General features: G+C 73.1%; 9 protein-coding genes and 1 riboswitch. Of the genes, 8 read left to right on the top strand and 1 reads right to left on the bottom strand.

What is annotated here, in order from left to right; all coding sequences use genetic code 11:
• Positions 1-191: 191 nt before the first annotated feature.
• Positions 192-335, top strand: a riboswitch (cobalamin riboswitch).
• Positions 336-440: 105 nt separating this feature from the next.
• The 7 genes from ABZX90_RS07715 to cobI are packed head-to-tail and all read left to right on the top strand — an operon-like array spanning position 441 to position 11,405.
• Positions 441-1,400 (top strand): cobalamin biosynthesis protein, encoded by a 960-nt coding sequence (locus tag ABZX90_RS07715; RefSeq protein WP_351128044.1) that lies wholly within the window; start codon positions 441-443, stop codon positions 1,398-1,400.
• On the top strand, positions 1,397-2,992 hold the full coding sequence (locus ABZX90_RS07720) for a cobyric acid synthase (RefSeq protein WP_351128046.1): 1,596 nt from the start codon (positions 1,397-1,399) through the stop codon (positions 2,990-2,992). The genes ABZX90_RS07715 and ABZX90_RS07720 overlap by 4 nt, the downstream gene beginning before the upstream one ends.
• On the top strand, positions 2,989-6,657 hold the full coding sequence (gene cobN / locus ABZX90_RS07725; protein WP_355202388.1) for a cobaltochelatase subunit CobN: 3,669 nt from the start codon (positions 2,989-2,991) through the stop codon (positions 6,655-6,657). Before ABZX90_RS07720 ends, cobN begins: the two co-directional genes overlap by 4 nt.
• Positions 6,654-8,675: a putative cobaltochelatase gene (locus tag ABZX90_RS07730; protein WP_355202391.1), complete on the top strand. Its 2,022-nt coding sequence runs from the start codon at positions 6,654-6,656 to the stop codon at positions 8,673-8,675. The genes cobN and ABZX90_RS07730 overlap by 4 nt, the downstream gene beginning before the upstream one ends.
• Positions 8,675-9,274, top strand: coding sequence for a cob(I)yrinic acid a,c-diamide adenosyltransferase (cobO, locus tag ABZX90_RS07735; protein WP_326788548.1), 600 nt, complete (start codon positions 8,675-8,677; stop codon positions 9,272-9,274). The genes ABZX90_RS07730 and cobO overlap by 1 nt, the downstream gene beginning before the upstream one ends.
• Complete coding sequence (locus ABZX90_RS07740; protein WP_355202394.1) at positions 9,268-10,659, top strand: cobyrinate a,c-diamide synthase; 1,392 nt, start codon at positions 9,268-9,270, stop codon at positions 10,657-10,659. Before cobO ends, ABZX90_RS07740 begins: the two co-directional genes overlap by 7 nt.
• Entirely contained in the window at positions 10,656-11,405 is a 750-nt protein-coding gene (cobI, locus tag ABZX90_RS07745; RefSeq protein ID WP_355202396.1) for a precorrin-2 C(20)-methyltransferase, read from the top strand. Before ABZX90_RS07740 ends, cobI begins: the two co-directional genes overlap by 4 nt.
• Positions 11,406-11,506: 101 nt before the next feature.
• Here the strand turns inward: cobI and ABZX90_RS07750 are convergent, their stop codons facing one another.
• Positions 11,507-12,235, bottom strand: a complete 729-nt coding sequence (locus ABZX90_RS07750) for a ZIP family metal transporter (protein WP_355202399.1) — start codon at positions 12,233-12,235, stop codon at positions 11,507-11,509.
• Between the two features lie 108 nt (positions 12,236-12,343).
• Here ABZX90_RS07750 and cobM point away from each other — a divergent pair, with 108 nt between their 5' ends.
• Positions 12,344-13,180, top strand: coding sequence for a precorrin-4 C(11)-methyltransferase (gene cobM, locus ABZX90_RS07755; RefSeq protein ID WP_355202402.1), 837 nt, complete (start codon positions 12,344-12,346; stop codon positions 13,178-13,180).
• Positions 13,181-13,250: the final 70 nt, after the last annotated feature.

The following is a 13,250-nucleotide window of genomic DNA, read 5'->3' on the forward strand; positions in this document are numbered from 1 at the left end:
CGCGGCGGGGGTGGTGCTTTTCCTTATTTTATGTAATTTGATCTACCTCTTTGCCCACGTAGGGGGCGCCGTCCTCGGGGTCGGCCTCGGGGCGCCGGGGGGGGGGGGGGGGCCCCCCCCCCCCCCCCCCCACCCCACGCGTATGTGGGCCTTCGCACACTCTCCCTTCGCAGGTCAACACGCAGTTGACGGCCGTTCTCGCCCCGTGGTGGACTGCCGGAGCCAAGTACGGCGGCATGAGAGGAAGCCGGTGCGAATCCGGCGCGGTCCCGCCACTGTCATCGGGGAAGAAACTCCCCGGGAGCCAGGAACTCTCACCGCCGGTCTCGTCGAACCAGGGCGTGGACACCCTGAGTGAGGACATATCGCCATGCGCGGCTGCCCGTTGCCCGTTTCGCTGAGTACAAGGGTTCCACTCCACCCCACGGCCGGCTGACCCCGTGCGTGCCGATCGCGTCTTCGCGTACGGCGCCGCCGCCGGCCTCCTCGGCGACCTGCTGCTCGGCGATCCCCGCCGAGGGCATCCGGTCGCCGCGTTCGGGCGGGCCGCCGCGACCGTGGAGCGGGCACTGTGGCGGGACCACCGCGGGTGGGGCGCGCTGCACACGGCCGTCTGCGTCGGCGGTGCCACCGGTCTCGCCGCGCTCGCGAGTCGTTCCGTACGCACCTCACGTACCGCCTCCGTCGCCCTGACCGCCGCCACCACCTGGGCCGTCGTCGGAGGGACCTCCCTCGGCCGCGAGGCGCGGGCGATCGCCGGCGCGCTCGAGGCCGGTGACCTCGAAGTGGCCCGGGAGCGGCTGCCGCATCTGTGCGGGCGCGACCCGCAGGCGCTGGACGCCGACGGCGTCGCGCGTGCCGTCGTCGAGTCCGTCGCCGAGAACACCTCCGACGCGGTGGTGGGCGCTCTGGTCTGGGGCGCCGTCGGCGGTGTGCCGGGGCTCGTCGCCTTCCGCGCCGCGAACACCCTCGACGCCATGGTCGGGCACAAGTCCCCCCGGTACCGGCGCTACGGCTGGGCCTCCGCCCGGCTCGACGATGTCGCCGGCTGGCCGGGAGCCCGGCTGACCGCCGTCCTCGCCGCCGTGGCCGGGTCCGACCCGCGGGGCGCCGTGCGCGCCTGGCGCTCGGACGCCCGCAGACATCCGAGCCCCAACGCCGGTCCCGTGGAGGCCTCGTTCGCCGGAGCACTAGGCGTGCGGCTCGGCGGAACCCTCTCGTACGGGGGACGGGTCGAACACCGGCCCGTACTCAATGACGGGGGGCGCGCCGTCCAGGTCCAGGACATCGAACGGGCCGTACGGCTCTCCCGCCGCGTCGGCCGGCTCGCGCTCGGCGTGAGCGCCGCCGGACGGGTTCTGCTCACGGTTCTGCTCACCAGGAAGGGGCGTACCGCATGAGCGGCGGGCTGCTGATCGCCGGGACCACCTCCGACGCGGGCAAGAGCGTCGTGACCGCCGGGATCTGCCGGTGGCTGGTGCGCCAGGGCGTCAAGGTCGCGCCCTTCAAGGCGCAGAACATGTCCCTCAACTCGTTCGTGACGCGCGAGGGCGCCGAGATCGGGCGGGCGCAGGCCATGCAGGCGCAGGCCGCCCGGGTGGAGCCGACCGCGCTGATGAACCCCGTGCTGCTCAAGCCGGGCAGCGACCGCAGCAGTCAGGTCGTCCTGATGGGCCGGCCGGTGGGCGAGATGAGCGCCCGCGGGTTCTTCGGGGCGTCCGGGCCCGCGGCGGAGGCACCGTCAGCCGCCGTGGCCCCCGGGGACAGGCTGCGCGGCGGGCGCCAGGAAGCACTCCTCGGGACCGTCCTCGACTGTCTGGCCCAGTTGCGGGGCACGTATGACGCGGTGATCTGTGAGGGGGCCGGCAGTCCGGCCGAGATCAATCTGCGGCGCACCGACATCGTGAACATGGGGGTGGCGCGGAACGCGGGGCTTCCCGTGCTCGTCGTCGGCGACATCGACCGGGGCGGTGTGTTCGCCTCGTTCTTCGGGACGGTCGCCCTGCTGTCGCCGGAGGACCAGGCGCTCGTCGCCGGGTTCCTCGTCAACAAGTTCCGGGGTGACGTCTCGCTGCTGGAGCCCGGTCTCGACATGCTCCACGGCCTCACCGGGCGGCGCTCCTACGGCGTCCTGCCCTTCCAGCACGGTCTCGGCATCGACGAGGAGGACGGGCTGAGGGTCTCGTTGCGCGGGGCCGTCCGCGAGTCGGCGGTCTCCTCCCCCGTCGGGGCGGACATCCTGCGCGTCGCGGTCTGCGCGATCCCGCTGATGTCCAACTTCACCGACGTGGACGCGCTGGCCGCCGAACCGGGCGTCGTCGTGCGGTTCGTGGACCGGGCCGAGGAGCTGGCCGACGCGGATCTCGTCATCGTGCCCGGAACCCGGGGCACGGTGAAGGCACTGGCATGGCTGCGTGAACGCGGCCTCGCCGACGCGATCGCGCGCCGGGCCGCCGAGGGCCGTCCCGTGCTCGGCATCTGCGGCGGCTACCAGATCCTCGGACAGCACATCGAGGACGAGGTCGAGTCGCGGGCCGGTCATGTCGAGGGACTCGGACTCCTGCCCGTACGCGTGCGGTTCGCGCGGGAGAAGACGCTGACACGACCGGTCGGCGAGGCCCTCGGCGAGCAGGTCGAGGGGTACGAGATCCACCACGGTGTCGCCGATGTGAGCGGCGGCAACGCGTTCATGTGCGACGACGAGGGAAACAGCCTGGACGGGTGCCGGGTCGGCGCCGTCTGGGGCACGCACTGGCACGGATCACTGGAGTCGGACGGCTTCCGGCGGGCCTTCCTGCGCGAGGTGGCGGCCGCCGCGGGCCGCCGTTTCGTACCGGCGGCCGACACGTCGTTCGCGGCGCTGCGCGAGGAGCAGCTGGACCGGCTCGGCGACCTGATCGAGGAACACGCGGACACGGACGCGCTCTGGCGGCTCATCGAGTCCGGCGCACCGCAAGGACTGCCCTTCATTCCACCGGGAGCACCCGCATGAGCACAGTGTTGTTGTTGTCGACCGCCGACACGGATCTGCTGGCGGCCCGTGCCAGTGGCGCCGCCTACCGGATCGGCAATCCGACCCGGGTGGACGTCGCGGGCGAACTCCCCGCGCTCGTCGAGGGCGCGGACGTGGCCGTCGTACGGCTGCTCGGCGGCAAGCGGGCCTGGGAGGACGGGCTGGCCTTCCTGAAGACGTCCGGCATCCCTACCGTGCTGCTCGGCGGTGAGTCCGTCCCCGACGCCGAGCTCATGGCCGAGTCCTCGGTGCCCGCCGGAGTGGTGGCGGAGGCGCTGCGCTATCTCGTCGAGGGCGGCCCGGCCAACCTGACCGAACTGGCCCGGTTCCTCTCGGACACCGTGCTGCTCACGGGCGAGGGCTTCGAGGCGCCGCACAAGTCGGCGGAGTTCGGCGTCCACGGCGAACGCGCCTTCGTCGAGGGCCGCCCGACCGTCGGTGTGCTGTTCTACCGGGCCCACGAGCTGTCCGGGAACACCGCGTTCGTGGACACGCTGTGCGACGCGATCGAGGCCCGCGGCGCCAACGCCCTTCCCGTGTACTGCGGTTCGCTGCGCGGAGCCGACCCGGCCCTGTACGAGATCCTCGGCCGGGCCGACACGCTCGTCGCCACCGTCCTCGCGGCCGGCGGCACCCACGCCTCGCAGGCCTCCGCGGGCGGCGACGAGGAGGCCTGGGACATCGGGGCGCTCGCCGACCTCGACATCCCGGTGCTCCAGGGGCTCTGTCTGACCTCGTCGAAGAGTGCCTGGGACGCGTCGGACGCGGCCCTGTCCCCGATGGACGCGGCGATGCAGGTCGCGATCCCGGAGTTCGACGGCCGTCTCATCACCGTGCCGTTCTCCTTCAAGGAGCAGGGTCCGGACGACGTGCCGGTGTACGTCGCCGACCCCGAGCGGGCCGCCCGGGTCGCCGGAATCGCCCTGCGGCACGCCCTGTTGAAGCACAAGCCGAACGCGGAGAAGAAGCTCGGGATCGTCTTCACCGCCTACCCGACCAAGCACTCCCGGGTCGGCAACGCGGTCGGTCTCGACACGCCCGCCTCCGCCGTACGGGTCCTCGACGCGCTCCGGGACGCGGGCTACGCCCTCACCGAATACCCCGACAACGGCGACGAGTTGATCCACCGGCTCATCGCGGCCGGCGGTCACGACGTCGAGTGGCTGACCGAGGAACAGCTCGCCGCCGCTCCGGCGCGCGTGCCCCTCGCCGACTACCGGGCCTGGTTCGAGACGCTCGACCCCGCGCTGCGCGAGGGGATGCTGGAGGCCTGGGGCGAGCCGCCGGGCTCCCTCTACATCGACGGCGACGACATCGTGCTGGCCTGCCTGCAGTTCGGGAACGTCGTCGTGATGATCCAGCCGCCGCGCGGCTTCGGCGAGAACCCGATCGCGATCTACCACGACCCGGACATGCCGCCGTCGCACCACTACATGGCGGCCTACCGCTGGCTGGAGGCTGAGTCTTCTCAAGGCGGTTTCGGCGCTGACGCCGTCGTGCACATGGGCAAGCACGGCACGATGGAGTGGCTGCCGGGCAAGGGACTCGGGCTCAGCGGCGGCTGCGCGCCCGACGCCGTCCTCGGCGAACTCCCCCTGGTCTACCCGTTCATCGTCAACGACCCCGGTGAGGGCACCCAGGCCAAGCGCCGCGGTCACGCCACCGTCGTCGACCATCTCGTACCGCCGATGGCACGCGCCGACACCTACGGGGATCTCGCGAAGCTGGAGCAGCTCCTGGACGAGTACGCGCTCGTGTCCGACCTGGACCCGACGAAGGCCCCCGCGGTCCGCGCGCAGATCTGGACCCTCGTCAAGGCGGCCGAGCTCCATCACGACCTGCACGTCGACGAGCAGCCGGACGACGGCGACTTCGACGAGTTCGTGATGCACATCGACGGCTATCTGTGCGAGATCAAGGACGTGCAGATCCGCGACGGCCTGCACATCCTGGGCGGCGGTCCGGAGGCCGAGCCGCGGGTGAACCTGGTGCTGGCCGTGCTGCGGGCCTCGCAGGTCTGGGGCGGCGCGGCGAACGCGCTGCCGGGTCTGAGGGCCTGTCTGGCCGAGTACTTCGGCCTGGTGGAGAAGGAGTTGCTCGCCGAGCCGGGCGCTCCGCTGAAGGTGCCCGTCGAGCTGACGGACCTCGTCGAGGGCCCGGCCCGCACGGCGGCCGACGCGATCGACCTGCTGGAGCAGCTGTGCCGCCGGGCGGCGCTGGGCATGGAAGAGCGCGGCTGGGACGCGGCCGCCGTCCCGGCACTCGTGCGTGACGTGCTGGGTGTCGAACTCCCGGACGCCGTCGCGGTGCTGGAGTTCGCGTGCCGCGAGGTCGTGCCGCGGCTCGCCCGGACGACGGACGAGATCGGGCACATCCTCAAGGCCCTGAACGGCGGTTACGTCCCGGCGGGCCCGTCGGGTTCACCGACGCGCGGCCTGGTCAACGTCCTGCCGACGGGCCGCAACTTCTACTCGGTCGACCCCAAGGCCATTCCTTCCCGGCTCAGTTGGGAGGTCGGGCAGTCCCTCGCGGACTCCCTCGTGCAGCGGTATCTGCAGGACACGGGCGCCTACCCGACGTCCGTCGGGCTGACGGTCTGGGGCACGTCCGCCATGCGCACCCAGGGCGACGACATCGCGGAGATCCTCGCGCTGCTCGGCTGCCGTCCGGTGTGGGACGAGGCCTCGCGCCGGGTCACCGGCTTCGAGATCGTCCCGCTGGACGAACTCGGCCGCCCGCGCATCGACGTCACGGTCCGCATCTCCGGCTTCTTCCGGGACGCGTTCCCGCACGTCGTCGGTCTGCTCGACGACGCGGTGCGCGCGGTCGCCGAACTGGACGAGCCCGCCGACCGGAACTACGTGCGCAAGCACGCCGACGAGGACACCGCCGAGCACGGCGACCGGCGGCGCGCGACGGCCCGTATCTTCGGCTCCAAGCCGGGCGCGTACGGCGCGGGTCTGCTGCCCCTGATCGACGCCCGCAACTGGCGCTCGGACGCCGACCTCGCCGAGGTGTACGCGGTGTGGGGCGGCTACGCCTACGGGCGCGGGCTCGACGGGCGGGCGGCGCGCGGCGACATGGAGACGGCGTTCAAGCGCATCGCGGTCGCCGCGAAGAACGTCGACACCCGCGAGCACGACCTCGTGGACGCCGACGACTACTTCCAGTACCACGGCGGCATGGTCGCGATGGTGCGCCATCTGACGGGCACCAGCCCCGAGGCGTACGTCGGCGACTCGGCCGTGCCCGACCAGGTGAAGACGCGCACCCTCGGCGAGGAGACGCACCGTGTCTTCCGCGCCCGGGTGGTCAACCCGCGCTGGATGGCCGCGATGCGCCGGCACGGCTACAAGGGCGCCTTCGAGATGGCGGCGACCGTCGACTACCTCTTCGGGTACGACGCCACGGCCGGGGTCGTGGACGACTGGATGTACGAGAAGCTCAGCGCGGAGTACGTCTTCGACGCGGAGAACCGGGACTTCATGAAGAAGTCCAACCCGTGGGCGCTGCGCGGCATCACCGAGCGGCTCCTGGAGGCCGCCGACCGCGGGCTGTGGGCCGAGCCGGACGCGGACACGCTGGAGCGGCTGCGCGCCACCTATCTGGAGCTCGAAGGCGACTTGGAGGGCGACGACCAGTGAGTACCCCGTTCCCGTTCACGGCGGTGGTCGGCCAGGACGACCTGCGCCTCGCGCTGCTGCTGAACGCCGTGTCGCCCGCCGTGGGCGGCGTGCTGGTCCGCGGCGAGAAGGGCACCGCCAAGTCGACGGCCGTACGCGCGCTGTCGGCGCTCCTGCCGGGCGTCGACGTCGTCACCGGGTGCCGGTTCTCGTGCGACCCGGCCGTCCCGGACCCGGCCTGCCCCGACGGACCGCACGAGCCGACGGCGTTCGAGTCCCGTCCCGCCCGCATGGTCGAGCTGCCCGTCGGTGCCTCCGAGGACCGGCTGGTGGGCGCGCTCGACATCGAGCGGGCGCTCGCGGAGGGCGTGAAGGCCTTCGAGCCCGGACTGCTGGCCGACGCGCACCGCGGCATCCTGTACGTGGACGAAGTGAACCTGCTGCACGACCACTTGGTCGACCTGCTGCTGGACGCGGCCGCGATGGGCGCCTCGTACGTGGAACGCGAGGGTGTCTCCGTACGGCACGCGGCACGGTTCCTGCTCGTCGGGACCATGAACCCCGAAGAGGGCGAACTGCGGCCGCAGTTGCTCGACCGGTTCGGTCTGACGGTCGAGGTCGCCGCCTCGCGGGAGCCCGACCAGCGGGTCGAGGTCGTCCGGCGCAGGCTCGCCCACGACGACGACCCGGCCGGCTTCGCGGCGCGCTGGGCCGACGAGGAGTCCGCCGTGCGGGCCCGGATCGTGGCGGCCCGCGCGCTGCTGCCCTCCGTGCGGCTCGGCGACGGGCCGCTGCGGCAGATCGCGGCGACCTGCGCGGCCTTCGAGGTGGACGGTATGCGCGCCGACATCGTGATGGCCCGGACCGCGACCGCGCTCGCCGCGTGGGCCGGACGGACCGAGGTGATCGCCGAGGACGTACGGCAGGCGGCGCTGCTCGCGCTGCCGCACCGGCGGCGGCGCAACCCCTTCGACGCGCCGGGACTCGACGAGGACAAGCTCGACGAGACGCTGGAGGAGTTCGGCGGCTCGGACGGCGGACCGGACGACGAGACGGACCCCGACCCCGACCCGGACGGGCCCGGGGGCGGCGGGCAGCCGCCCGAGGACGGGCCGGACGACGGCTCCCCCGCCGGTGACGTCCCCGCGCAGGGCGAGCCGTCGGACGACGGGCAGGCCCCGGCCGGGCAGGGCGCCGGCGAGCAGTCGCCCGTACGGGCCGCCGAGCCCTTCCGGACGAAGATGCTGAGCGTGCCCGGACTCGGCGAGGGCGCGGCCGGGCGACGTTCGCGCGCGCGGACCGAGCACGGCCGCACGACCGGGTCGCGGCGTCCCCGGGGGACGCTCACCAAGCTGCACCTGGCGGCGACCGTCCAGGCCGCCGCCCCGCATCAGCTGGCGCGCGGGCGGTCGGGGCGCGGCCTCGTCGTACGGCGGGACGATCTGCGGCAGGCGACGCGCGAGGGCCGTGAGGGCAACCTCGTGCTCTTCGTCGTGGACGCCTCCGGTTCGATGGCGGCACGGCAGCGGATGAGCGCGGTCAAGGGCGCCGTGCTGTCGCTGCTGCTCGACGCGTACCAGCGGCGGGACAAGGTGGGCCTGGTGACCTTCCGCGGGTCGGCCGCCGAGGTCGCCCTGCCGCCCACCTCGTCGGTGGACGCCGCCGCCGCCCGGCTGGAGTCGCTGCCGACCGGCGGCCGGACGCCGCTCGCGGCCGGGCTGCTGCGGGCCCACGAGGTGCTGCGGGTGGAGCGGCTGCGGGACGCCGCCCGGCGTCCGCTGGTCGTCGTCGTGACCGACGGGCGGGCCACCGGCGGAACCGAACCCGTGGCGACGGCCGGGCGCGCCGCGCGGCTGTTCGCGGCGGACGGGGTCGCGTCGGTGGTCGTCGACTGCGAGTCGGGGCCGGTACGGCTCGGGCTCGCGGGGCAGCTCGCCGGGGAGCTGGGCGGTACGCCGGTGACCCTGGACGCGCTGCGGGCCGATTCCATCGCCGGGCTGGTCCGGGATGTGCAGGGGACTTCGAGGAGGGCCGCGTAGTGCCGCAGGGGCAGCCGAGTGTCGTACCGGACGACGGACTGACGACTCGTCAGCGCCGTAACCGGCCGCTGGTCGTCGTGCACACGGGGATCGGCAAGGGCAAGTCCACCGCCGCGTTCGGGCTCGCGCTGCGCGCCTGGAACCAGGGGTGGCCCATCGGGGTGTTCCAGTTCGTCAAGTCGGCGAAGTGGAAGGTCGGCGAGGAGAACGCGCTGCGTGTGCTCGGCGCCTCCGGCGAGGGCGGGACCGTCGACTGGCACAAGATGGGCGAGGGCTGGTCCTGGGTCCAGCGGGACGCTCAGATGGACAACGAGGAGAAGGCCCGCGAGGGCTGGGAGCAGGTCAAGCGTGACCTCGCCGCCGAGACGTACAAGCTGTACGTGCTCGACGAGTTCGCGTACCCGATGCACTGGGGATGGATCGACACCGACGAGGTCGTCGCGGTGCTGCGGGACCGGCCGGGCACCCAGCACGTCGTGATCACCGGGCGCAACGCCCCGGAGAAGCTGGTCGACCTCGCCGATCTCGTGACCGACATGTCCAAGGTCAAGCATCCGATGGACGCCGGCCAGAAGGGCCAGAGGGGCATCGAGTGGTGACGTCCTCCGTTCCCCGGCTGGTCATCGCCGCGCCCTCCTCGGGCAGCGGCAAGACCACCGTCGCCACAGGGCTGATGGCGGCCTTCGCCGCGCGGGGGCTCGCCGTGTCCCCGCACAAGGTGGGGCCCGACTACATCGACCCCGGGTATCACGCGCTCGCCACCGGGCGCGCGGGACGGAATCTCGACGCCTATCTGTGCGGGGCCGAGTTGATCGGGCCGTTGTTCGCGCACGGGGCGCGCGGATGCGATCTCGCGGTCGTCGAAGGCGTGATGGGGCTGTACGACGGGGCCGCGGGCGAGGGGGAACTAGCGTCCACGGCGCAGGTGGCGAAGCTGCTGCGGGCGCCGGTGGTGCTGGTCGTCGACGCGTCCTCGCAGTCGCGGTCGGTGGCCGCGCTGGTGCACGGGTTCGCCTCCTGGGATCCCGCGGTGCGGGTCGCGGGGGTGATCCTCAACAAGGTGGGGTCCGAGCGGCACGAGGCCATGCTGCGGGAGGCGCTGGACGCGTCCGGGGTACCGGTGCTCGGCGTACTGCGGCGGGCTCCACAGGTCGACACGCCGTCGCGCCATCTGGGGCTGGTACCGGTCGCCGAGCGGCGCTCGGAAGCGGTCGAGGCGGTCGCCGCGATGGCCGCGCAGGTGCGCGCCGGATGCGATCTGGACGCGCTGCTCGCGCTGGCGCGCGCTGCGGGTGAGGTGCCGGGGACGGCGTGGGACGCGGCTGAGGCGGTGCGTTCGCAGGACGGAGCCGAGGCGGTTCGCTCCTCGGTCGCGGCCGGGGTGAAGCGGGTAGCCGTCGCCGGTGGTCCCGCCTTCACCTTCTCCTATGCCGAGCATGCCGAACTGCTCACCGCCGCCGGAGCCGAGGTCGTCACCTTCGATCCGCTCCGGGACGAGCAACTGCCCGACGGGACGGGCGGGTTGGTCATCGGCGGCGGCTTCCCCGAGGTGTACGCACCCGAGTTGTCGGCCAACGAACCGCTGCGCAAGGCCGTGGCCGAGCTGGCGTTCGGCGGGGCGCCGGTCGCGGCCGAGTGCGCCGGACTGCTGTACCTGGCGCGGGAACTGGACGGGCGGCCCATGTGCGGGGTCATCGACGCGGAGGCCCGGATGCACGAGCGGCTCACCCTCGGCTACCGGGACGCCGTGGCCGTCAGCGACAGTGTGCTCGCCGCGGCCGGTACGCGGATGCGCGGGCACGAGTTCCACCGGACCGTCGTGGAGCCCGGCGCCGGGGCCGCTCCCGCCTGGGGGCTGCGCGCCCCCGAGCGGCGCGTCGAAGGTTTCGTACAACAAGGTGTGCACGCCAGTTATCTGCACACGCACTGGGCGTCCGAGCCCGGTGTGGCCCGTCGGTTCGTGGAGAGGTGCCTGACGTCATGAGCAGCAAGCTGATCGGAGTCGGGGTCGGTCCCGGCGACCCGGAGCTGGTGACCGTCAAGGGCGTCAACGCTCTGCGTGCGGCGGAGGTCGTCGTCGTCCCCGTGATGGCTGCGCCGGACGGGAAGGACGGCGGCGAGCGGGGGCGGGCCGAGGCGACCGTCCTGCACTACGTGCCCGAGGAGAAGGTCGTCCGGGTCGTGTTCGCGCTCAACGAGCGGAGCGACCGGGGGCGGCGCGAGGCCGCCTGGAACGCCGCCGGCGCACGGGTCGCGGGCCTTCTCGGCCGGCACGGCACGGTCGCCTTCGCCACCATCGGCGACCCCAACGTGTACTCGACCTTCACCTATCTCGCCCACACCATCGGGGAGCTGGTTCCCGGCACGGTCGTGGAGACGGTGCCCGGCATCACCGCCATGCAGGACCTCGCCGCCCGGTCGGGGGCCGTGCTCACAGAGGGGACCGAGCCGCTCACGCTCGTCCCGGTGACCGCGGGGGCCGCCGTGCTCAAGGACGCGCTGAACGGGCCCGGCACGGTGGTCGCGTACAAGTTCGGGCGGCAGGCCCAGGAGGTCGCCGAGGCGCTGCGGGACAGCGGGCGGATCGACGACGCCGTCTGGGGGTCGGCGCTCGGCCTGGAGGACGAGTCGATCCGGCCGGCGGCCGAGCTCGACGGGGAGCCGCTCCCCTACCTCTCGACACTCATCGCGCCCGCGCGCCGCGACGGGAAACGCGGCGGAAAACTGTGACCCGCACCCCCGCCCGCACCCGCCACGCGGCCGCGGCCCCCGCGGCGTCCCGCACCGGCCCACGTCCGGCCCGTCCGGCACACCCGGCGACCCGAGCGGGCTCAGGCCGCGATGCCCACCACCAGCCAGATGAAGGCCACGCCCGCGACCGTGCACAGCAGGGTCGAGCGGGCGGGGTGCTCGTGGTGTGCCTCCGGGAGGATCTCGGCGGCGGCGAGGTAGAGCAGTACGCCGCCGAACAGGCCGAGATAGCCGCCGAGCAGCCGCTCGGGGATGGTGAAGAAGAGGGTGGAGGCGGCGCCGATCATGGGGGCCGCCGCGTCCGCGTACAGCATGAGCAGGGCCTTGCGGCGGGCGTTCCCGTACAGGCTCGTGATCGTGTACGTGTTGAAGCCGTCCGCGAAGTCGTGGGCGATCACTGCGAGCGACACCGCGAGCCCCATGCCCCCGCCGACCTGGAAGGCGGCGCCGATCGCGACGCCGTCCATCGCGCTGTGGCCGACCATGGCACCGGCCGCCGTGAGGCCCACCTCGGGCGCCCGTCCGTCGTGCTCCTCCCCGCCGTGCGCGGCCTGGCGGTGGGCGAGCAGGCGTTCGACCAGATGGGCCAGCAGAAAGCCGGCCACGAAGAGCAGCAGCGCGGCCGGTACGCCGAACACCTCGGTGCCCGCCGCGGCCAGTGCCTCCGGCAGCAGATCGAGGCCGACCACGCCGAGCATCAGTCCGCCGGCCAGGCCGAGGACCAGATGACGGCGGTCGGTCACGCGCTGTGCCGTCCAGCCACCGGCCAGCGTCATCAGGAACGCGCCGAGCGCGACGAGGACCGCCATAGGCCCTTGCTATCCGATCAACCCCCGTTCGCGCACCTCCGGCGACGGCCCCGAGCCCACTGAACTTTCGCAGCACCCCTGATTTTTCGTAGGAGAGGACCGATTCCCATGGCCGATGCCCCCACCGGCAAAGTGACCTTCGTCGGTGCCGGCCCCGGCGCCGCCGACCTGCTGACGTTCCGCGCCGCGCGCGCCATCGCCGAGGCCGACGTCGTGATCTGGGCGGCGAGCCTGGTGCAGGCCGAGGTCCTCGACCACGCGCGCGAGGGCGCCGAGATCCTCGACTCGGCGAAGATGTCGCTGGAGGACGTCGTCGCCGTGTACGAGCGGGCCCGTGCCGAGGGCCTGCGGGTGGCGCGGATCCACTCCGGCGACCCGGCCCTGTGGGGCGGTACGCAGGAACAGGTCGACCGGTGCGCCGAACTCGGCATCGAAACCGAGATCGTGCCGGGCGTCTCGTCCTTCTCCGCCGTGGCCGCGATCGCGCAGCGCGAGCTGACGATTCCCGAGGTCGCGCAGTCCGTGATCCTCACCCGGCTCGGCGGCGGCAAGACGCCGATGCCGCCCGGGGAGGACGTACGGGAGTTCGCGAAGCACGGCACGACGATGGCGCTGTTCCTGTCGGCGGCCCGCAGCGGCCAGCTCGTACGGGAGCTGCTGGAGGGCGGCTATCCGACGACCACGCCGGTCGTGGTGGCCTACCAGGCCACCTGGCCGGAGGAGCTGATCGTGAAGTGCACGATCGGCACGCTGGAGGAGACCGTCAAGGAGCACAAGCTCTGGAAGCACACCCTCTTCCTGGTCGGCCCCGCGCTCGACGCGAGCGGCACCCGCTCGCACCTCTACCACCCCGGCCACTTCCACGGCTTCCGCAAGGCCGACCCCGAGGCGCGCGCCGAGCTGCGCGCCGCGCGCCGGAGCGGTGCGCAGGGCCCCGCGTCGTGAGCGTGGACGTCGTCGGCGCGGAAGGGGAGTCCGTCGGCGCGGAGGGAGAGTCCGTCGGCCCGGCGGACCG

This window comes from Streptomyces sp. NPDC002935, from assembly GCF_040611295.1.
Lineage (GTDB): Bacteria > Actinomycetota > Actinomycetes > Streptomycetales > Streptomycetaceae > Streptomyces.